This is a genomic window from Paenibacillus sp. BT-177 (assembly GCF_025846815.2).
GTDB lineage: Bacteria > Bacillota > Bacilli > Paenibacillales > Paenibacillaceae > Paenibacillus > Paenibacillus polymyxa_C.
The window spans coordinates 83,537-105,113 of the sequence record NZ_JAOYTP010000011.1 but is presented as its reverse complement, the minus strand read 5'-3'; the positions used below and the strand labels follow the sequence as shown (position 1 = coordinate 105,113).

Genomic DNA, 21,577 nt, shown 5'->3' with positions numbered 1-21,577 from the left:
TCCGTTATTATATCATCCACGCCAAAAGACCATCAGAACCGATTAGGTCTGATGGTCTTATTAGACAAGATAATGTTCGTTATGCCTCTCTACGGCTACGCGGTGTCAGACCGAGCCAGGACAACAGCGAACTGCGCGTTTTGCGTTGCCGGCCCTGGTAGGTACGTAAATTAGTGATTAACTGCCGATCCCGTTCTTCCTCGACCCTTTCTTTCATCCAACGTTTATGATCCTCCAGTTGGTTAGATAAGCTAACATTCTTCTCCACCAAACGGCTATGCTCTGCTTCCAGTTCCTCCAAACGGCTCCGCATTTCCGACAAAGCGGTTTGCACCATATCCTGCATCTGCGCCAGCTCTTGCGGCTCTACAGGCTCCTGTGTTTGTACGGATACAGGTGCTTGCTCCAATCTATATTCAATGGCTGATGTCAAAGTCTGAAGCTGCTCCTGCGGTTGCATGGGTTCCTCCGACAATTCCTGAACGCTCATTTCATCCTCTAACTCTGTCAGCTCAACCGTAGCAGCAGCTTGCTCCTGCACGACTGTCTCTTCTCTGTTCTCAGCCGCCGCCATTATTTCTTGCCAGGTTGCGGTCAGTGACTCAGCATCCGAGATAGGTGGCAAGCGGAATTCTTCATCCTCCAGTTGGAAGGGAGCGGTTATTCGCTCAAGTACCACCTGAACGGATTGCTCCATCGTCATATGCTGCTCACGCAACGCCCTCCGCATCACCTTCAAACAATCAACATCCCCAGCACTGAACATTCTCGACTGATTAGCGGAACGCTGAAACACGTATCCCTGTTCTTCCAGCGCCGCTGCATATTTACGAAGGGTACTCGCCCCAATTCCCAGTTGCTTTGCTGCTTCCGTCGTCGACTTGCTTTCTTCCATTTAATCATTACCTCCCCGGATGGTATGGAAAGAAATAAGCTTGTATATGTAGAATTCGCGGAAACCATTGGAAATCCTTTGGCAAAAATGTTCTAATAATGCAGACTACTAAGAACCTTTGTCATAAACGAATACATTATAAAAATACAAGAAGCGACATCGCTGAGAATGCCCCTTCACTATATACTCTTAAGGTTCTTTATGAAGCGTCACATAAATGTCACACTTCCAATAATGTTATGGCAACATTTCTTCCATGAATATGGTCCATGTTATGATTTATACGAAAAGCATTTATAAATAAATGGATATATTCTATCCTGCCCTCCCCTAAAAGAATATTGATAATCCTCGCTTATTCTTTAATTATTCCTAAATAGCTCTCCCTACTCACCTTTCGTTTTTAATTTATCGGAATGAGGGCAAAAAAATGGATATTTTCAAAAGATCAGCAATATGTTATGTTATGTAACGTAAAATGGATTTCAGGCATAATTTGTAGCATATTAACGTTCGCTGGAACGAGGAGGAAACATAAATGAAGGGGAAGGCAAGGAAAGTAGCGATTGTCGGCGCGGGAATGGTCGGTTCGAGCTGTGCCTACTCAATGGTCAATCAGTCCATTTGTGATGAAATCATGATGATTGACCGCACGTATGACCGAGCTTTAGCCCATGCACTGGATCTGTCCCATTGTATGGATTTTACGTCTACACGCACCAAGGTCCGTGCAGGCACATATGCAGACTGCACGGATATGGATGTTGTGATTATAACAGCTGGATCCAACCCTAAACCCGGCCAAGACCGCTTGTCTGTATTGGACGATGCCGTGCATATCACCAGAGAGATTGTGACAGCTATTATGGAGGGCGGTTTCGATGGTATTTTCGTTATTGCCGCTAATCCTGTCGACATTGTTACTTATCTGGTGCAGAGTATATCCGGTCTGCCGCGTAATAAGGTGATCGGCACAGGCACCTCTATTGACTCATCCCGACTCAAGACGTTGCTTTCTGAGGTATTTTCTATAGATCCACGCAGTGTGCAGGGGTATGCCTTGGGCGAGCATGGCGAATCCCAATTCGTGGCCTGGTCGCACGTCACGATTGGCGGCAAGCCGCTCTTGCACATTTTGCGTCAGCATAAGGAACGATTCAGACACGTTGATCTGGATGACATCGCCCGTAAAACAAGGGATGCCGGTTGGGAGATTTTCACCCGCAAAGGTGCCACTTATTTTGGTATTGCCAATGCGCTGGCTTACATTACCCGTTCCATCTTAAATGACGATGGTAAAATTATAGCGATCTCTGCCGTATTGGACGGCGAGTACGGACACACGGATGTCTGCACGGGCGTTCCGGCAATCATCGGCAGTAGAGGAATTCAAGAGGTCATCGAGCTTGAACTGAGTCCAGAAGAACAAGCCAAGTTCGACGCCTCTTGCCGCCTGATCAGCGACAATATTCGTGCCATTTCAGGCTTAGTGTAAGCCCATAGAGTAAGTACCTTATTCAGAACACGAACCTGCCGCACAGCAAAAAAAGCTCCTTGCCCTCATTTAGGGTAAGGAGCTTTTACAGTTCCCACATTTCGTCTTATATCTCTTTATAACGAAATATCGTCAGACCAGCAAACGCAAACACGACAAAGCTACCCAGTACCACCATCAAGAGTGTATCCGTTGGCACCATGAATGCCCCGAAATTGTCTCCTCCACTCGGCATCATCGCCAATAGAGGCTGTGTCCATGGATAGTACGGACCATAGGTCTGAGAGTTGGCGACCAGCATATTGGGCACGGTGAAGACGAAATTCAAAGCAAGCGGTGCAGCAAAGCTAGACCACAAAAAGGACACCAGCAGTTGCAGGGCGGCCAACGGCAGACAAGCAACCCAGCCTGCAAGCAGGCTTTGGGCGATCACGGTCCAAGGAATCGGCCCGTTCATCCCCTGCACAGCTCCAACACCCAGCAGCGCTCCTCCGAACAGCAGCTGAGTCAGTCCGACCATAGCCATAATGATGGTCAGCTTGGCTGCGTACAGACCCGTGCGGGACAACGGGAGTGACATCAGCTGCTTCCAGCCGCCGCCCCCATGCTCAAAACGGCAGACTAGAGACCCAAACACGGCGGTCAGCATCGGCAGGAACAGCATTGCATGTATTGTAAGCATGGCAGCCAACAGCAACAGCCAGTTTCCTCCCGGATTCGCCAGTAAACCAACTAGGACGGCAATCGCCGGGCTGACGAGCGCAAGCAGCCAGACGGGCGATTTCGCCATTTTCAGGCGTTCGACAGAAAGTAACCGTACGTATCCTCCGAACATTACGCCACATCCTTTCGGCTAAAATGAGCTGCGGTCAGCAGGCTGAGAAGTGCACCTGTTGCGCATCCGATAGATGCGAATATCCACGCTTGTGGCGCAACCCATGCGAATTGCGGCCAAGCCAGCGGAAACCATTCGGACAGTTGGGAAGCGAATAAGCTGCCAATGCCTAACGTAATGCCCAGTGTTACAGGCAGAGCTTGATTATGGAACGTGACCGTTAGCCACAACAACAATACGAGTATAGGCAGCGTGCCGCCTAAGGGCCAAAACCCGAGCCGCAGTAGCTCCCCTATCGGTGCGGGCTCTCCCCCAAAGCCAAGAAGCATCCCCAAGGTCCAAGTCCCTACCGTCAAGAGTAGGCAGGACACGCACAGCATTCCAATGGCCAGGGTTAGCTTTGCCATATAAACACTAAATTTGGAAATAGGCAAAGCCAACAGCTGCTTCCAGGAGTTAGAGGTATGCTCCACATTCGCCAACATGGAAGCGACCATCGTGGCTCCTAACACAAGTGCAAGGGGAACAAACAGTGCGATGTTATCCATCAAGCTTTCCCATAAGCGGCCCTTATATCGCGGAATCAGATAGTCATAGCGGAGCCCAAAGTTCAGTCCCTGCATCGCCACCAGCCCAAGAGGACCGAGGTATACCAGGAACCAGATTCCCTTTCTGCGTGCTTTGAGCAGATCCGCTGTCAACGCTCGCAGCATCATAGGGAACCCCCTCCTTTGCCCACCACCTGCATGAACATATCCTCCAACGATTTGCGGCGTTCCTCCACACGATATACGGCATGTGTGTTTTCAACTAATCTTCTAACTAGCAGCGCAACAGCCGCATCATTCATGTTGTCAAAATTCAGCGCTGACCCGTCCTTCACTGAATGGTAGCCCTGTTCACGTGCAATCAATTGGGCTGCTTCCGGCTCCGATACTACGATCCGAATCCCCCCTGCGGACTCCTGACGAAGATTGTGAATCGTATTTTGGAAGACCAGTTGTCCTTCACGGATAATGCCGACGGTATTCGCCATATGCTCTACCTCACTCAACAAATGGCTGGATACCAGTACAGTGATCCCCCGCTGCTTGGGCATCGCCTGTATCAATTCGCGCATTTCCTGAATGCCCTCGGGGTCCAAGCCATTCGTTGGCTCGTCCAGAATAAGCACTTCGGGATTGCCGAGCAGGGCTGCTGCGATACCAAGTCTCTGCTTCATGCCCAGCGAGTAACCTTTAACCGGGCGTTTAGCGTGCTTGGTCAGCCGAACGACCTCCAATACTTCCGCAATGTTCTCTTTCGGCACATTCAAAATACGACGAATAGCCTCCAGATTTTCGACGGCGTTCAAATGACCATAATACGAAGGATACTCTACCAATGAACCGACTTTACGCAAAATATCGAGTCTATGTCTGCGAATATCTTTGCCGAATATACGGATCGTTCCTCGAGTTGGGCGAATAAGCCCAAGTAGCATGCGGATCGTTGTCGTTTTCCCTGCTCCATTGGGTCCGAGAAATCCGTAAATATCTCCCCGCGCTATTTTCAGGTCCAGCTGATTAACCGCGGCGCGGCCTTTGTATATTTTGCTGAGACTGTTCGTTTCAATGATTGATTCGTTCAAGTTCCTCACCTCGACACCTATCGTAACGCGCCAAGTTTAAAGCCAAGGGAACACTGAGTTTAAGTTTTGTTTAAAAAACGGATTTGTGTCCCGGCCGATGAACTGCAAATCTCCCTCTCCAAATTCATTTCGCGAGCCAATAGTTCTGTGATCGCCAGGCCAATTCCAGCTCCTTTTTCACTGGATTGCCGTTCCATTCCCGGGCCTTTATCTGCAATGACCAATGCCTCTCTCCCGTTAACCTTCTGAACTTGAATACCAATATACCGGCCTGAGGCAGCATGACGAACTACATTTTGAAAAAGATTATCTAGCAGACGACGGAAGCCCTGCTCGTCGACATTCCACACCATACTATGCTCGGGCAGGTCGATATCCACTTCAAAGCCTTCCTTTTCCCACACCGGATACCAGCTGGCCGCACACTCGCGCACCAGCCGCAAAATATCACGCGGTTCGTTATTCATGGTGTATTTGCCACTAGATAGGAGATTATAGGTCAGCAAGTTGTCGATCAGACTTCCAAGGTCTTTTAACTTATTTTCCATTAGTGTAATCGACTGCTTCCCTCTGCTGCTCAGGTTTTCTGCATCCAGTGTATACAGATGACTGCGCACAACCGTAAGCGGTGTTCGAATATCGTGTGACAGATCAGCGACCAGCCTCTTCCGCAGTTCCTCCTCCTGACGCTCACGTCCTCGGCTCTCTGCCAACTGTTCGACCATCCGATTAAAAGCTTCCTCCAGTTTGCCGATTTCATCCGGGCGACCGGTGGCAACGAGGATGGGTAACCCATCCTCTCCTCGCTGCGACATGGCGGCCTGAAGCTGCAACAACCTCCGCCGAATGCCTCCAAAAAACAGAAGAGATACGAATATAAAAGCTCCCAGAACCAATAGAATAAAAAGGAGATAGTACATCAACATGCCATTATCAGTAGACGACTGTTCAAAAAACGAACGGGGCACCTTTAATACCATATAGCCCTGATTCACATCATCCTTGCCCCCGCCGATAAAGGCCACGACTGTAAACGGCCCATCATAGCTGGCTTGCTTCATAAAAGCTATAGCCTGCGCTGCGCTCCATTGTTTTGGAATGTTAGGTTGTGTCGGCAGCTCCAGCCTGGTTAACCCTGCGGTATCGACCCAAAATATTTGTGAATCCGGGAACATATTTTGCTGTATTTTACGCAGATGGGCTGAGATTTGCTCTGGACTAGCTCCCTTCAAGGCGATAGCTTCTCGATGCCAGCTATGTTCAGTTTGGGTCGTAGAGGGATAGTAAGGATTCTTAGGCTTGACATCTGTCTGCAAGTTCAACAGTATGCTATATATCAAGGTTGTAACAGGCAATACAATGGGCAACAGCATCATAGCAAACACAATAATGACCAGATAGCGGAACAACAATGAATTACGAAACCGCCCTCCCTGACCTGGACGGAAGTTGCGATGTAATCCTGTCCACCTTTTACGCATACCGTTCATTATGCCTTCACCCGATAACCTACACCACGGATCGTCTCAATGATACGGGGGGTGGCAGGATCAATCTCCAGCTTTTCCCGCAAATGCCGGATGTGGACCATCAAGGTTTTGTCTCCGTCGATATACGGATCTCCCCACACCGCCTCATACATTTGTTCCTTCGTCATAATCTGGCCCAAATGCCGCAGCAAATAAGCAAAAATATGATATTGCTTGCCTGTCAGCGTAATTTCCTCCCCGGTATCACGATTTACAATACGATTATCTGGAGGAAACACAGACAGATGTCCCAGTTGTAGAGATTCTTCGGATACGCTTCCTGATCGCCGCAGCAAAATTTCCATACGTGCTATGAGTTCATCGGGGTGAAAGGGCTTTGTCACATAATCATCAGCAAAATCCAATCCTTGCAGCTTATCGTCAATGGATGTACGGGCAGACAACATGAGAATGGGAAGCTCCGGGTACTCTTTCTTGAGCCGCTTCCCAATGGTGAACCCATCCAGACCAGGTAACATCACATCCAGAATCACGAGTTGGCACGTACGAGCTGCTTCCACAGCACCATCTCCGCTGCGAAGCCAGGTTATAGCGTAATTTCGCTCTTCCAAATACTGATGCGTCCAAGCACCAATATCTTGGTCATCTTCGATGTATAGCACATTTGTTTTCATAATAGACACCTACTTATCGTTTTTCTTTTATGTAATGGGCATTATAGCATTTATGGTACATAACCCACTTAAAAAGGTTAATAACTACCTTATACGACATACGCTTCACAATTTCAAATTTGAATGCAGGTGAACAAGGAGGCCTATCAGATGCTGCTGGAAGCGATATACCACCACCCGAAACGTAATTGGGCTTTTGGTTATGATGATGAAACGATAATTTTACGGCTTCGTGCAAAGAAAAATGACCTGACTTCTGTTCATGTTCTTACCGTAGATAAGTACGACTGGGATCGTACTCGGCAGCTTATTCCGATGTCCAAATTTGCCACCGATGGCAGGTTCGATTACTACGAATGTACTGTAAAGCCTACTCACCGTCGGCTGAAATATGGATTTTTGCTGGAAGATGGCGAGGAACGAATTTGGATGGACGAGGACGATTTCACCACCGAGGAACCTCAAAATGCAGACAGTCTGTTCCAATATCCGTTTTTAAATCCGATTGATATTTTGAAGCCACCCGCATGGGTGAAGGATGCTGTATTTTATCAGATTTTCCCAGAACGCTTTGCCAATGGTGACCCCTCCATTAGCCCGGAAGATGCTGAGGACTGGGGTGGCACACCGCAAAGAGACAATTTTTTCGGTGGCGATTTACAAGGGATTCTCGATCATCTGGATCATCTGAGCGAGTTGGGGATCAACGCCATATATATGACTCCTGTCTTCAAGGCGACGACCAATCATAAATATGATACTGAGGATTATATGGAGGTAGACCCGCACTTCGGGGACAAAAAGATATTAAAAAGGCTGGTGGAGGCCTGCCACGATCGGGGAATCCGGGTACTACTCGATGCGGTGTTCAACCATTCAGGACGTACCTTTAAACCGTTCGTGGATGTACTGGAAAAAGGCGAAGCCTCACCTTACAAGGACTGGTTCCATGTTCATAGCTTTCCGCTGGAAGTGGTCGATGGCACACCGACCTACGATACATTCGGGCTTGAACCGATGATGCCCAAGCTGAACACGGAACATCCTGAGGTGAAAAGGTACCTGCTGAATGTGGCAAAGCATTGGATTGAAGAGGTCGGTATCGACGGCTGGCGACTGGATGTGGCAGATGAGGTAGACCACGCCTTTTGGCGTGAATTCCGCACTACAGTCAAGCAGGCTAATCCGGATGCATATATTTTGGGTGAGATGTGGAACGAATCATCAGAATGGCTTCAGGGCGATCAATTCGATGCGACGATGAATTATCCATTCACCTATGCGGTGAATGATTTTTTCGTCAAAAAAGTGACCGATGCCCAGAGCTTCGCCTTCGCCATTGGACGCCAGCTTGCCCGCTATCCGCAGCAGGCATCCGAGGTTGCCTTTAATCTGCTGGATAGCCATGATACACCGCGCCTACTGACGCTGTGCGGGGGCGACAAGCAACTGATGCGGCTGGCTGCTTTGTTCCAGTTCACGTATATGGGCGCACCCTGCATTTTTTACGGCGATGAGATCGGCCTGGATGGAGATGCCGATCCAGGCTGCCGCCAGTGCATGGAGTGGGATACCGACAAGCAGGACCACGAGCTGTTCAACTTTTATCGTGAGCTGATCGCTCTTCGCAAGGCGCACCCTGTCCTCCGTGATCAAGGAAGCATCACTTTCCTGGAGGCACAACCGGAGGGCGCTTCACTCGCCTACGAGCGGCGCAGCGACGAAGAAGTGTTGCTTGTGCTGCTCAACCGTTCCGATGAGGATCACACTTTTGAATTGTCCATTCCAGAGCAGGAATGGCAATTAGCCTTTGGCGAAGGCCAGTGGTCCGTAGGAGCGAAGGGGCTGCATGCCGAGCTTCCACCTTACGGATATACTGTGCTGAAGGCAGCGCCTGCACGGTCAGTCAAGCCTGCGAAAGAAGGCGACAACAAGACGGAAAGCAAGGCATAGGCTATGTAGACGCGGATGCTGATGAAGATACCTGCCGACTGTAAAAAAAGCAAGATCGCCGGGAACAAGTTATCCAACTTATTCCCGGCGATTTTTTTACGTTGAGGATATAGCTTTTTGTACAAGCTGATTATTTATTTTGGACATCTGTTCTTACTACCCCAACATCCGACGCATTGATAGAAATGGGGTTACCGCCTTGTCCTGTTTGAGCTGAAGAAGATTGTCTAACGTCCACCCTAATTCTTTTGCCCTTAAAGCCAGTTCGTCTCCTTTTTCCCAATGCCATGGCCTCCTTAAGTCTTCGTGGCTTCATAAACCTCTCAATATGACCTAACTGTGAAGAGATATGCTATATGCATATGCCACTGAAGAAAACAGGTCTCGGCGAATATCAGATCATAGAGAAAAGAGGCGATTAGCACCCGCTCTTGCAAGATCATCCAAAAAATTACAACGAACATACTAACAGCAAAAGAGCGGAACCTGCTTTTACAGGCTCAATGTGGCTTTAAAACCATCATTGAGCCTGTTGTGATTAATGATAGAGAATCATTGCTTATGTCAGTTTTCAACAAGCCAGTAGCCTTTCATGACTATCGTTGAGCGCTTGCAGATTCGCTTGTAGATGATTGAATATTTTAATCAGTAAAATTTAAAGCGTTTACAAGTTAAGCGGCAGGTTGCCGGTCAGAGACGATTGCTTGACCGGATCACTTTACAAATTGGCTTAAGCCAATACACCAAGAGCGTATCCAATAATTCCTATTGCGAATAAAGCAAAAATCAGAGCTATAGCATTCACTTTCTTTTTGAGCAGTCTCATGCATAAAAAAGTCAGCAAAAGAGGTAACAGTCCAGGTATCAATTGATCCAGAATCATCTGAATCGTCGTAACAACCTCTACTCCATCCGAACGGGTATATCGGGATACTTCGAGTGGTATATTCAGAGTAGTCCATTTAGATACGAGTGCGCCCATAACAAATAGTCCCAGGATGGAGGCCGATTCCGTAAGCTTTTGCAGCCGGTTTCCGGACATGTCGGACACAATCTCCGTCCCTTTTTGGTAGCCGTATTTCAGTCCGTACCACTTGGTAGCCAGGCGAATAACATTAAAGAGCAAGAAAAATAGGACAGGCCCGATAACGCTTCCGGACAACGCAATGGAAGCTCCTAATGCAGCCAGAACGGGGCGTAATGTTCCCCAGAAAATAGGGTCCCCTACTCCAGCCAAAGGTCCCATTAAGCCAACTTTCACGCCACTTATGGTAGCATTATCAATCGGCTGTCCATTGGCTTTCTGCTCCTCCATAGCGGCCGTTACCCCCATAATCGGTGCAGAGATAAACGGTTGAGTATTAAAAAACTCCAAATGCCGCTTTAGTGCTTCTTTTTGGTCTTCCTTCTTGCTGTATAGCCGCTTGATTGCCGGAATCAAGGTGACACAAAAACCAATCGACTGCATACGCTCAAAATTAAACGATCCCAGCAGGAACCATGAACGGAAAAACATTTTGTTTAAATCGCTTTTGGTCAACTTTTTTTCTTCCATAGTACCCCACTCTTTCATTAAGAATTTCTTTAGAGCTCTTCAATTTCACCCACTTGATCTTTGCGCTGGCTATATTTGGGATTGAGCTGGATATACAGCAGAGCCAGAACCGCTCCCATGATTCCAAAGCCAACCAGATTGATGCTTGTAAATGCCGCGATGACAAAGCCCAAGAAAAAGAAAGGCATCAGATATTTGGCTGCCATCATGTTAATAACCATGGCATATCCTACAACGACGATGAATCCCCCTGCAATTTGCAGCCCTTTTGTAATGACCTCCGGGATGGCATCCAGCAAAGTCGTAACTAGACCGGTTTCTGCTGCAATAGCCACCAATACGGCAGGCAAAGCGACACGTAATCCCTGAAGAAGGAGGGCTATGAAGTGACATAATTCAATTCCTTTGAAATTTGAAGATTCGGCATATTTATCTGCCAGATGCTGAAAGAACACGGTAATCGTTCTAACAAAGATAGTTAACACTTGTCCGCCAGCCGCAATCGGAATCGCAACGGCAATTCCCGCACCGATCGATTGGTGCCCGACAATAACCAATATGGTTGAGACTACACTGGCCAAAGCCGCATCCGGAGCCATGGACGCTCCGACATTCATCCAGCCCAAAGCCAACAATTCCAGCGTACCGCCTAGAATAATACCGGTTTTGAGATCTCCCAGGACCAGACCGATCAGTGTACACGCAACTATAGGACGATGAGTCTGTCCTTCATCCAAAACACTGCCCATTCCGCAAATGGCTGCAACCAGCGTGACCATTACGATTTCAAAAACACTCATGTTTGACCCCCTCTCTTATGCGTACGTGTTGTTAAAACTGGACATTTTGGAGCTTGTTAATCAAATTAATTTTAGGATCACTGGCCACTTTTCTAATCTCCAGTTCTATCCCCTTTTCGTGCAATTTATAAAATGCCTCTACATCCTGCTTGTCTACGGACACTGCTCCGGTAATTTGTGTTTTGCCTTCTTTGAAGCACATTCCACCTACATTTACCGATGTAAACGGTACCCCACCTTCTACAACCCGCAGTACATCCGTGGGATTGGTAAACAGGAACAAGGTCTTGAAATCGTTATATTTAGGATTGTTATAAGCTTCAATCGCTTTCGCAATCGTGACAACATAAGCTTTAATCCCCGGCGGCGCCACTTGTAACAATAAGGTTTTGCGCAGCGTATCCGCAGCGACCTCATTGCTGACGGCGATAATTTTGTTACACTTCGTTTCCTTCACCCACACAGTAGCCACCTGACCATGAATCAGACGGTCATCAATACGAACAAATGATATTTCCATACCTATAATTCCTCCTCTGTTTGTATGTCCCGGATGACACGAAAAGACTTCATTGAATCCTGACCCGCACGGATGGCCAGATCACTCAGATTCTCCACGTTCTCCAGCCCTCTATTGGTCAGCAGGTCTACGATCATTGGCAGGTTTACCCCTGTTACAATGTCCATTTTTTCATACCTGGCCACAATCCTACTGGCCGCATTATAGGGACTGCCACCAAACAAATCGACGAGAAAAATCAATCCGTCCGTCCAATCAATTGTTTCCAAGGCCGCTTTGTACTTCTCAACAAGTCCGTTAACACTTTCACCTGGTTCAAACGTTACACCCACCACATTTTCCAGATGGCCGAAAATCATTTCCGTGGATCTTAGGATCTCTTCGGAAAATTTTCCATGAGTGCCAACAATAACACCTATCATTTGTTTCACCCCCTCCTTGCATCCTTCGCCTATACTTATATGCAAGTCTCATGCCAAGATTCTGTATGATGCGATTAACTATCAAAAAAAAGACCAAACCCTCGGCTGCTCCGGGAATTTGGTCTTTTCTCACCAACTACTTATTATCCTTATCCGCATGATTAATACACATCCAGCATCGTTTTATACACTTGCGCCACTACTTGGGGATACAGTTATATACTTCGCTTAGGATTTCGCAAATATAATATTTTTCATCATTAGTCAGCTTAATGTTAATACTGGAAGCAAATATATTGCAGGAACGGTTCACCACATCGATTAATCGTTGGTCAAGCAAGGATACATCCTCCTGATACACTAGCCCTTCTCCAATGACCATTCGTTCCAGCGCATGAGCCGTATGAACAGCAAGCTGAACCTTCTTTGCATAATGGAAATCAGCCTCCAGTTCCTGTTCCAGCTGCTCGATAAATTTCATCAAAATCCCCAAAATTTTGTGAGGATTCAAATAAGTCATAAACTCCTTTAGCGTATCCTCACATAGATCTCTTACGACCACGCTTCCGTGTTCATGCATAACAGGCAACTGATTGTTGAGCAACAATTCTCTTAATGCCTGTTCACCGCTTGCCTCGATCAGTTTTTCCAAAGGGATAAACGGTACATTGAGCTCGCTTGGCCGCTTAACCCCAATCACCGCAAGAAGCGTATGCTTGGCCCGTAAATCCTTCACCACTTTATCCAATTCCCTGACCTTTGCCGGTACAACAACTATTTTCTCTTCGGTTAAGTCATAAACAACCTTCTCTACAAACTCCTTTAGCTTGGCGGCGGCACCTTTGCCGGAGGAACAGACTGTCACGATTACCTTATTACTGGTCTTTTCCGCTTTCACTCCAGCATTTCCAGTGTTATATCCGCGAAAATCCTTCAAAGATTGATAAATTTCCTCTATATTCATATCAAAAATACTGGCCTTTCGCACAGCCTCCAACACAAGCGGGGTTGAAACCATATCGATAGTCTTCACCTTAATCCCGACACGTTCCATAATGGTTGCTTCAAGATTGAGCAAGGAGCCCATATCAACCAGCAGCAATACGCCTCTGCCATTGTCAATGTCCTTCACTTTATCCACAATAACTTCCAGGATTTCTCTAGGACTAACATCCAAAGGCATGTCTACTGCGCAAATATTTGAGCTTCCCAGCAGGCTGTCGACAACGCTAACGACACTGCTTGCCGTACTGTTGCCATGTGCAGCTACAATGATTCCCACATTTCCCTGGTGCTCCTCTTCTACCGATTTCAGAAGAATCGCCACATAGGTAGTCTCGGCATCGGGTACGTTGACTTCAAACTTGGACTCGATCAAATCCTTGATAATAAGTGCCAGTCTGTATTCTTCATCCTGATCATTCATCGGATCATAGATTTGTTTACTGACATATTTTTTCTCCCGGATTCGCTTTAAGAAGGCACTCAAATGAAGACTGAAGGCATAAACAAACCTGTCGCTGTAATTTCTATTCAATTCTTTTTGAGCCATCTCTTGCACCTGTTCAGCGAACTCCAGAATATTTCTGCCTACGATCTTAAGAATCCGTTCCCGTCCCCCTTTGATGTTATAAAATCGGTTATAGAAACTTTTGATGTGAATATTGACATCTGTAGTTATAAACTTATTGATAAAACTGTCATCGAGTCCTTCTTCTTTGAGCATCCCTATCTTGTCTTCAATCAATTTGTACAGGTTGAACGGCAGTTCAGAAGCGTCTGCTTCATCCATTCCTTTGCTGCCTTCAGGAGTAATATACAGCGAGGAGTTGACCATCTCCATTTCGGCAATCTCCTTGCGGTTCTTCCCCATATTAAATAGACCTTCCTTGATATTTCCGGGCAAAATTTTAAAATCAAGTTCAATCTCTTCCTTATTTTCATGTATGCTGTTCAAAAATCCTTTGGCACACACAAGCTGAATGTTCGATTTCAACTGACCGATATTGCCATAGGTTACGCTGCCAATCAGTGCTTTTACAGTTTCCAATTCAACCCTAATGGGCTTGTTCACACGATGGGCTTCGTTTGCAAAGAGATGCTTCAGGATCAAAAACCGCTCCTCAACGGTCCGCTCTTGCAAGGAAGGAATGTTGATCGTAATCGGTATCCGTCTGATAAAGGTTTTCAACATAGAAGAACCGGGATCTTCGGTCGTAGCGCCGATGAGCAGCACATTCGCTTCCCGCTTGCGCTCCGACTCGCCCAATTTGTTGTAACTGTTCGTGTCCATGAAATAAAATATCATTTCTTGGCCTTCTGGGGGCAGCCGATGAATCTCATCCAAAAACAGGATGCCCCCATCCGCTTTCTCAACCAGCCCCTCTTTCTCCCGATCAGCCCCGGTAAATGCTCCTTTTACATGACCAAAAATGTGGGAAAGTAGCAGTTGAGGGTTATTATAATAATCGGCGCAGTTAAATACGATAAACGGTGCTTGCTCTGAAAAGCGCTTCATATATTTACCATAATTATACATCAACCTAGCGAACATTGTTTTCCCAACGCCAGTCTGCCCCACAATCAGCGTATGTAAGCCCTTCGGCGGGTATAATATTGCCGCTTTTCCCTGCTCAACCTGGTTTCTCATACTCCCCATGAAACCGATTAAGGCGTGAAACGGATCCACTTGCTCTCCAGGCAGCAATATTTCATGAATGCTGTTGACTTGGATTTGTTTCTCTTTAAGCTGAACCCGAAAGATCTCCTCGATCACCTGCTTGTGCAAAAACTTGACGGGTCTCCCCTTGATTTTAATAATCAAGTCGGCGCGAAGTAGACTATTAAGCTCCTTGCTTACATTATTTCTTAACATATTCTGTTGATCGGCTATTTCCGCAGCCGTAATTCCACCGCCGTCCTGCAAGGCCTCTACCGACAGTTTCTTTGTACCATTGGCAATATACTCTAAGATCTCATCAATTCGTTTCACGGTATTCCCCCATGCTGACTAGTTCTTATTTAATTAGTATATAAAAAAAGAAATAATCCTCTACAAGAAAATAAACTGACAAGTTAATCATTAATCTGATACCCTTTTTATTGAATCTATCCAAAACTCAAATTCAACCCATTCCATTCACTTCTTTTCCAAGATCAAAGGTTGGCAGTATAATTGCATAAGCTTCACGAATAAGCTGCATAAAAAGTTATTTTTGTTTCCCAGTAAGGAGCTGAGATAAAATAATGCGCTACGGATTACAGCAAGAGCAAACATTCAGGCTGGCTATGACTCCAGAATTACGACAAGCCATCACGATTCTTCAATATTCTTCGGTCGATCTGATGTCATATCTTCATGAGCAAGCAAATGAAAATCCGATCATTGATTTGGCAGAGATCGACATGTCCATCGAAAGAATCAATACAGAAGAAGAATATTCGCCACGAAAAAATGATAATCCGGTAGACCTTCTGGATTTTGTCTCTAATCCCGCAGATAATTTATATAGACATCTTAAAGCGCAGCTTGGGATGGTCAGCGGGCTATCCAGGCTACAACAGATGATTGGCATGTTTCTGATTGGGAATTTAAATGAAAAAGGCTACCTTGAGCTGGATGTAAATACAGTTGCCGGAATACTTGACGTTCCCACCGATGAGGTTGAAAATATACTTGCCCTGATTCAAGGCTTTGAACCGGCAGGAATCGCTGCCCGCAGTCTGGAGGAATGCCTTCTTTTGCAGCTGCGATATGCCGGGAATGATGATGTTTATCTGGAAGAAATCGTGCGACATCACATGGTCAATCTTTCATGTAACCGCATACAAAAAATCGCGGATGCTCTGGGGATCGACATTCACATGGTACAACAAATTACCGATCAGATACGCAAGCTGAATCCTTGTCCGGGAGCGGCATTTGCTCCATATGAACGCCAGCATCATATAGCAGATATCTCAGTGGAGAAATTTAAAAACGACTACATTGTGACAGTTAATGATATCACAGTCCCACGCGTCGGGATTAATCCTTTTTACCAAAGTATGCTTCGAAAGCCGGCTATGGAGGAAGAGAAACGATTTCTTCGTGAGAAGATGAATACGGCATTATGGCTTATTCATAGCCTTGAGCAGCGCCGCCTGACCCTGATGCGTGTGGCCCAGGCTATTGTTGATAGGCAGCGGGAATTTTTTGAGCATGGCGTTTATCATCTGAAATCGATGACCCAAAAGGAGATTGCTGAAATAACCGGCCTGCATGAATCCACGATCAGCCGGGCGGTCAGTAATAAATACATGCAGACGCCCCGTGGATTGTTTGAACTCAAATATTTCTTCACCTCCGCCCTAGGATCGAAAGACGGAGATGCTACTTCATCAGAGAGCGCAAAAATGCGGATAAAGCAGATCATCGACGGTGAAGAGAAGCAAAAACCATTTTCAGATCAGGCAATCACAGAACTGATGGCAAAGGAAGGACTAGAGCTGTCACGCAGAACGGTAGCCAAATACCGAGAAGAATTGGGGTATTTATCCTCCGCCAGGAGAAAAGTGTATTAAAACTTCAGCAAGCGATTGTGAAAACCAAGAAGCAGCGCTATCACATTCTACCGGCTGCCTCCCTCGTAGAATCTCCAATAGAATAGGCCAACCAGTAACCTCTGGTTGGCCTATTCATATGACCTGAGCGAGTACAGCAGTCTACGCAGGTAGCGTCTGTGTTTTCAATTGCACGTACAACTGGTGTGTAACCTGATGTGGCTCAATACCCAACTCATCTTCCAATAAGCTGACGAAGCTTTCATAATGCTTTTGAGCAGCTGTATACTCGCCCAACTGGGCATAGGCTGTCAGCAGCAGACCACAGATATCATCTGAGTAAGGCTCCCTCTGCTGTAGGCTGAGCAAGCGCTGGACAGACTGCCGGGCGCGACCTGAACGTAGCTCTTCTCTAGCCAGTTCTGAAGCACATGCCAGATACATATTGCGTAGTTTTTCTCTTTTTGCATACGCCCATGGGTAATCGTGCTCCTCCAGATAATTGCCACGGTACAGAGCCAACAGGTTCTCGATGCGCGGTGTACCGCCGTTGCCAGATGCCGCCCATTCGGAAATTCCCCGCTCGAATAGCTCCACATCTGTAACCCAGCCATTACGGTTCAAACGATAGCGATCCAGATTGTATTCCAGCTTCGTATCTTGCATCCGTTCTTTCAACGCCTTGCGGATTTGGTAAATGGACGTGTGGAGATGAACAACAGCCTTGTCCAAATGGTATTCGGGCCACAGCGCATCCAGCAATTGCTCCTTGCTAACCCATTCCCCTTCATGATGTAGTAAAAAGGAGAATAGCTCCTGCGACTTTAATGTACGCCATTTGAATGGCCTTGCTCCCACGGCTCCTTGTCCATCCTCCGAAATTTCAAGCTTTTGAAAACAACGCACTTTGGGTAATTGCTCTGCTGCGGCGACCGAGCTGGAAGGACGGGAATCTGCCAGCCTGGCTACAATCCGATCTAACGTTTTATTAAGCCGCCGGGCATGAACAGGTTTTAACAAGTAATCCAGTGCTTGCAGTTCGAATGCTTCAATAGCGTATTCCGAATACGCAGTCACAAAGACGATATGAATATGTGAGTCCAGCTGTTGAATCCACTCGGCGGCCTCCAGTCCGTTCATCTCCGGCATTCCGATATCTATAAAAACAATATCCACGCGTTCTACCGCCAGATGATCCAACCCAGCTTGTGCAGACGTATATTTGCCCATGACCGTTAATCGTCCGTCCGCCTCCAGCAACCGTTCCAGGTAGGTTAATGCCGACCTCTCATCATCAATCAATATCGCCTTCATCTGTGTCCGCGCCCCCTTCTTGCTGCAACCATCCATCACAATGCTCTATGACCAGGCTATCTGCTTTATCATCCGATTTTTAATTTCTTATATTTTATATATCGTATAAACTCAGGCGCGACATTAGCTTTTTCCGGCAGATGCACTGTAATTTTTTATTCATTCAGTAGGGGGAGATAAGATCGTTTCCGGCACACGGAAGCTTACCGTCGTCCCTTGCATAGGATTGCTTTCAATCCGCAATCCTTCTCCATACATATGGATCAGACGGCGATGGATATTACGTAGACCCACACTGGACGATACATGCTCCTCCGACAGTAGCTGTTGCAGTCGCTCTGGTGGAATCCCTACGCCGTCATCGGTCACGCTGACCACAAAATCGGCTCCATCTTCTTGTACAATCACCCGCACTGTTCCACCTGTGGCCCGTTGCATCACACCGTGTCGTATCGCATTTTCCACGATGGGCTGAATGCTTAATGGCGGGATCAGCGACCGGATGTTCCTCCCTACCTCTATAGTCACCTGCAACCGTTCTTCAAAACGGGCTTTTTCCAATGCCACATACGATTCTACCAATTCCAGCTCCTTGCATAGCGGAACTGTATTCTCCCTGTTCTGAAAATCAAAGCTTCCGCGCAAATACTGGCTCAGCTCCATAAGCAGCTCTGCTGCTTTATCCGGGTCTACTGCTACGGTCGAAACAATAACATTTAATGCATTGTACAGAAAGTGCGGCTTGATTTGTGCCTGTAAAAAGGCCATCTCCGAACGCACTGCTTCCTCTGCCGAATGACGCATGTTCAACAGAGTGCGCACACGCGCCTTTAATTCCTCCGCATCAACAGGCTTACGCAGAAAGTCATTTGCTCCAGCCATAAAGCCTGCATGGATATCGCCGGGCAGATCGCGCGCTGTCAGCAGCAACACGGGTAGCTCGGAGAGAGAATACCGTTCGCGAATCCGTCGGCATAGCTCAATACCGGACATTTCTGGCATCATCCAGTCCGTAATAACTAGATCAAATCGGGCACGGCCATTCAGCAGATGAAGCGCCTCCTCAGCATGGTCCACAGCCACTACGCTACAACCTGTGGCGTATAACAGCTCTTCCAATACCCGAAGGTTAACCCCATCATCATCTACAGCCAGCACTCTGTAAGGAACATTCCTCACTTGCTCTAATCCATCCTCTTCAAGCGGATTCACACCCTGATTCGAGGTCGCACCAGGCTGCAATATAATCTCAGACAAGACATGTTTTTGAACTTCATGTTTCGACGTACCAGTCTCTGCTAAGGGCAGTGTAAAATAAAAGGTCGAACCCTTGCCCAATCTGGATTCTACTCGGATATAACCTCCATGCAGCTCCACCAGACGACGGGTTATGCCTAACCCAAGCCCAGTTCCACTATATCCTTCGTCCTCAGCATTCGCCCCTCGATTAAAAGGTTCAAATATGTGCGAAAGATGATCTGGGGCAATACCTGGTCCGGTATCCTTCACACTGATCTCCACTTCACGGTTCCTCACCTTGGCAGAGATTACGATTTCGCCTTCCTCCGTAAATTTCATCGCATTACCCAATAAATTATATAAGATCTGATTCAACCGGTCCTCATCTGCATCCACCTTGGGCAACGAATTGGGCCATTCTTTGACGAATTGGAGCTTTTTCTTACCTACGTTATGACCCAATACCTCTAGCACAGAATTCACGGCAGTCTGGACATTTACAGGCCGACGGTTTAAGGCTAATCTTCCATTTTTTAAATTAGAAAAATCTAAAATATCGTTAATCAAATAAGACAGTCTGCGCCCTACATTCACAATCAAGGCCAAGTTGTGCTTTTGCGGCTCATTGAATTGTGCCCCGTAGCGGTCTAGCATGGATTGAGCGATATTAATAATTCCATGTAGAGGAGTACGCAGCTCATGTGACGTGTTCGCCAGAAATTCGTCCTTTAACCCATCCAGTGTTAGCAACCGTCGTGATAGGTTCTCAACCTCCATGAACGAATGTACAAAACGTTTGGCCAGCAACAGTGTTTGAGCCAATACGAATATGAGCATTTCATAGGCTGTCACCCCACGTACATCTCCCCAGCCCAGAACATACACAAAACTAGTCACCACAATCATAAGAATGCTCATAATACTAATGACTAGCAGCGCAGCGTCATCCGTCCGTTGAAGAAGTCCACGAATCAGAATCAGTAATACATACCCCACACTGACTACACCAAAAAGAAGAATAAAAGTCTCAAAGGATGAAAGGACCAGTGTAGGCAACAATAGCCCCATACCCAGCATCAGTGCGGTTACAATATTATATAGAAGCAGCACGATTCGATTCATAACAATCTGTGTCGTCAGATGAACATACCGAATCAGAAAATAGTAGAACAGCGTCGAAGAGAACGATTGAATTTTCAATATCCATTCATAAGGCAAATCCGGCATCCCCCAGACTAGCAGCTTCTCTCCATGTGTCAGAATGTAAAATAGTGCCGCGATGCAAAAGCATGCTAAGTAAAGCAGGGCCTTCTCTTTTCTACGTAAAAAGTACAGCATGATAAAAAATACGGTAGGGATAAAAAATCCTGCAACCAGTACGGTGTCCTCTGCCATTGCTACTTCACGGCTATGCGTAATACTGGCATAATCCCCAAATAGCAGCGGATAAATGATCCCCCCAGAGGAATAGCTATAATTAGCCACATGCACGGTAATATCAGCCGAATGTCCATCTACTGCAGCAAACCCAACAAAGGGGGCGTTGCCCTGCTTGCCCTTGTCGGCCGAAACAGAGGGAATACCACTTGCCCCCACCTCTGCTCCGTTAATCCATACTCGGCTGGAGTTGCGAATATTTTGCATATGGATGCCGTACAGATTTTCCACTTTTTCAGGCAACAGTACACGAACATGATAGGTTCCATATCCAGTCGCCTGTCCCCCAGGCATCCACTGATTCCATCTACCAGGCACATTCACAATTTTGGCAGAAGATCCGGTGCCTAATCCCAATTTGGAGGAGTTTTGACGATTTCCCCAATCCTGATATCGCGTTTCCTGAAAAGATGAAGGCTGCAAAAGCTGATTAGGATAAAATCCCCACTCTCCTCCCAACTGTACAGCACCTTCCTTGTCGGGGTCCCAATTACGCAAATCAATAACACCGTTGTGAGCTTTCCAATGACTGTTTCCGGATAATACACCCGACACTAACGGATATACCGGCAACGCAACCGCAAGCAGAAGTATAATAAAAAATAAAACACCCTGTTTTTTCATAAATCCCCCGCTCTTTTCAATAACGTCTATCTTTTTGTATCGGTTATTCTATCCAGCTACATTAGAAGCGTTGTCCACACAAAAAGGGACGCCCGCTGCAGATAAAATCTGCGCGGAATCGTCCCCTTCTATACATCCTTGTAGTTTCTAAC

The 21,577-nt window shown here is 46.7% G+C and carries 16 protein-coding genes; 3 read left to right on the top strand and 13 right to left on the bottom strand.

Annotation, left to right across the window (positions count from 1 at the left end):
- Positions 1–79: 79 nt before the first annotated feature.
- On the bottom strand, positions 80–895 hold the full coding sequence (locus OIU26_RS22980) for a MerR family transcriptional regulator (RefSeq protein WP_264218132.1): 816 nt from the start codon (positions 893–895) through the stop codon (positions 80–82).
- Between the two features lie 538 nt (positions 896–1,433).
- Between OIU26_RS22980 and OIU26_RS22975 the strand changes: the two genes are divergently transcribed.
- Entirely contained in the window at positions 1,434–2,390 is a 957-nt protein-coding gene (locus OIU26_RS22975; RefSeq protein WP_016818814.1) for an L-lactate dehydrogenase, read from the top strand.
- Between the two features lie 106 nt (positions 2,391–2,496).
- Here the strand turns inward: OIU26_RS22975 and OIU26_RS22970 are convergent, their stop codons facing one another.
- The 5 genes from OIU26_RS22970 to OIU26_RS22950 are packed head-to-tail and all read right to left on the bottom strand — an operon-like array spanning position 2,497 to position 7,019.
- On the bottom strand, positions 2,497–3,225 hold the full coding sequence (locus tag OIU26_RS22970; RefSeq protein WP_264218131.1) for an ABC transporter permease: 729 nt from the start codon (positions 3,223–3,225) through the stop codon (positions 2,497–2,499).
- Entirely contained in the window at positions 3,225–3,941 is a 717-nt protein-coding gene (locus tag OIU26_RS22965; RefSeq protein WP_264218130.1) for an ABC transporter permease, read from the bottom strand. The genes OIU26_RS22970 and OIU26_RS22965 overlap by 1 nt, the downstream gene beginning before the upstream one ends.
- The gene (locus OIU26_RS22960; protein WP_264218129.1) at positions 3,938–4,855 is read right to left on the bottom strand and encodes an ABC transporter ATP-binding protein; all 918 of its coding nucleotides are present in this window, start codon (positions 4,853–4,855) and stop codon (positions 3,938–3,940) included. Before OIU26_RS22960 ends, OIU26_RS22965 begins: the two co-directional genes overlap by 4 nt.
- 59 nt (positions 4,856–4,914) lie before the next feature.
- Complete coding sequence (locus OIU26_RS22955) at positions 4,915–6,345, bottom strand: sensor histidine kinase (RefSeq protein WP_264218128.1); 1,431 nt, start codon at positions 6,343–6,345, stop codon at positions 4,915–4,917.
- The gene (locus OIU26_RS22950; RefSeq protein WP_064962229.1) at positions 6,345–7,019 is read right to left on the bottom strand and encodes a response regulator transcription factor; all 675 of its coding nucleotides are present in this window, start codon (positions 7,017–7,019) and stop codon (positions 6,345–6,347) included. Before OIU26_RS22950 ends, OIU26_RS22955 begins: the two co-directional genes overlap by 1 nt.
- A gap of 150 nt (positions 7,020–7,169) precedes the next feature.
- On the opposite strand from OIU26_RS22950, the gene OIU26_RS22945 reads away from it, so the two are divergent.
- Entirely contained in the window at positions 7,170–8,972 is a 1,803-nt protein-coding gene (locus tag OIU26_RS22945) for an alpha-glycosidase (protein ID WP_264218127.1), read from the top strand.
- Between the two features lie 730 nt (positions 8,973–9,702).
- Here OIU26_RS22945 and manZ read toward each other — a convergent pair.
- From manZ to OIU26_RS22920, 5 genes are all read right to left on the bottom strand, one after another.
- The gene (gene manZ / locus OIU26_RS22940; RefSeq protein WP_269203258.1) at positions 9,703–10,545 is read right to left on the bottom strand and encodes a PTS mannose transporter subunit IID; all 843 of its coding nucleotides are present in this window, start codon (positions 10,543–10,545) and stop codon (positions 9,703–9,705) included.
- 11 nt (positions 10,546–10,556) lie between these two features.
- Positions 10,557–11,327: a PTS mannose/fructose/sorbose transporter subunit IIC gene (locus OIU26_RS22935; protein WP_013369101.1), complete on the bottom strand. Its 771-nt coding sequence runs from the start codon at positions 11,325–11,327 to the stop codon at positions 10,557–10,559.
- A 31-nt stretch (positions 11,328–11,358) separates the two neighbouring features.
- Positions 11,359–11,847 carry a mannose/fructose/sorbose PTS transporter subunit IIB gene (locus OIU26_RS22930; RefSeq protein ID WP_013369100.1) on the bottom strand — a complete coding sequence of 163 codons (489 nt, stop codon included), beginning with the start codon at positions 11,845–11,847 and terminating at the stop codon, positions 11,359–11,361.
- A gap of 2 nt (positions 11,848–11,849) precedes the next feature.
- Positions 11,850–12,269, bottom strand: a complete 420-nt coding sequence (locus OIU26_RS22925) for a PTS sugar transporter subunit IIA (RefSeq protein WP_013369099.1) — start codon at positions 12,267–12,269, stop codon at positions 11,850–11,852.
- A gap of 199 nt (positions 12,270–12,468) precedes the next feature.
- Positions 12,469–15,261, bottom strand: a complete 2,793-nt coding sequence (locus tag OIU26_RS22920; RefSeq protein WP_165083849.1) for a sigma-54-dependent transcriptional regulator — start codon at positions 15,259–15,261, stop codon at positions 12,469–12,471.
- Positions 15,262–15,515: 254 nt separating this feature from the next.
- On the opposite strand from OIU26_RS22920, the gene rpoN reads away from it, so the two are divergent.
- A complete protein-coding gene (gene rpoN, locus OIU26_RS22915) occupies positions 15,516–16,832 on the top strand; it encodes an RNA polymerase factor sigma-54 (protein WP_264218126.1) in 1,317 nt (438 codons plus the stop codon).
- Between the two features lie 141 nt (positions 16,833–16,973).
- On the opposite strand, the gene OIU26_RS22910 is transcribed toward rpoN, so the two are convergent.
- A complete protein-coding gene (locus OIU26_RS22910) occupies positions 16,974–18,125 on the bottom strand; it encodes a response regulator (RefSeq protein ID WP_264218125.1) in 1,152 nt (383 codons plus the stop codon).
- 159 nt (positions 18,126–18,284) lie between these two features.
- The gene (locus tag OIU26_RS22905) at positions 18,285–21,425 is read right to left on the bottom strand and encodes an ATP-binding protein (RefSeq protein WP_264218124.1); all 3,141 of its coding nucleotides are present in this window, start codon (positions 21,423–21,425) and stop codon (positions 18,285–18,287) included.
- Positions 21,426–21,577 lie beyond the last annotated feature (152 nt).

Bases quoted from the DNA above. Each gene is read 5' to 3' on its own strand.
- OIU26_RS22980 (WP_264218132.1), bottom strand. From the start codon at position 895: ATGGAAGAAAGCAAGTCGACGACGGAAGCAGCAAAGCAACTGGGAATT.
- OIU26_RS22975 (WP_016818814.1), top strand. From the start codon at position 1,434: ATGAAGGGGAAGGCAAGGAAAGTAGCGATTGTCGGCGCGGGAATGGTC.
- OIU26_RS22970 (WP_264218131.1), bottom strand. From the start codon at position 3,225: ATGTTCGGAGGATACGTACGGTTACTTTCTGTCGAACGCCTGAAAATG.
- OIU26_RS22965 (WP_264218130.1), bottom strand. From the start codon at position 3,941: ATGATGCTGCGAGCGTTGACAGCGGATCTGCTCAAAGCACGCAGAAAG.
- OIU26_RS22955 (WP_264218128.1), bottom strand. From the start codon at position 6,345: ATGAACGGTATGCGTAAAAGGTGGACAGGATTACATCGCAACTTCCGT.
- OIU26_RS22950 (WP_064962229.1), bottom strand. From the start codon at position 7,019: ATGAAAACAAATGTGCTATACATCGAAGATGACCAAGATATTGGTGCT.
- OIU26_RS22945 (WP_264218127.1), top strand. From the start codon at position 7,170: ATGCTGCTGGAAGCGATATACCACCACCCGAAACGTAATTGGGCTTTT.
- manZ (WP_269203258.1), bottom strand. From the start codon at position 10,545: ATGAAAGAGTGGGGTACTATGGAAGAAAAAAAGTTGACCAAAAGCGAT.
- OIU26_RS22935 (WP_013369101.1), bottom strand. From the start codon at position 11,327: ATGAGTGTTTTTGAAATCGTAATGGTCACGCTGGTTGCAGCCATTTGC.
- OIU26_RS22930 (WP_013369100.1), bottom strand. From the start codon at position 11,847: ATGGAAATATCATTTGTTCGTATTGATGACCGTCTGATTCATGGTCAG.
- OIU26_RS22925 (WP_013369099.1), bottom strand. From the start codon at position 12,269: ATGATAGGTGTTATTGTTGGCACTCATGGAAAATTTTCCGAAGAGATC.
- rpoN (WP_264218126.1), top strand. From the start codon at position 15,516: ATGCGCTACGGATTACAGCAAGAGCAAACATTCAGGCTGGCTATGACT.
- OIU26_RS22910 (WP_264218125.1), bottom strand. From the start codon at position 18,125: ATGAAGGCGATATTGATTGATGATGAGAGGTCGGCATTAACCTACCTG.
- OIU26_RS22905 (WP_264218124.1), bottom strand. From the start codon at position 21,425: ATGAAAAAACAGGGTGTTTTATTTTTTATTATACTTCTGCTTGCGGTT.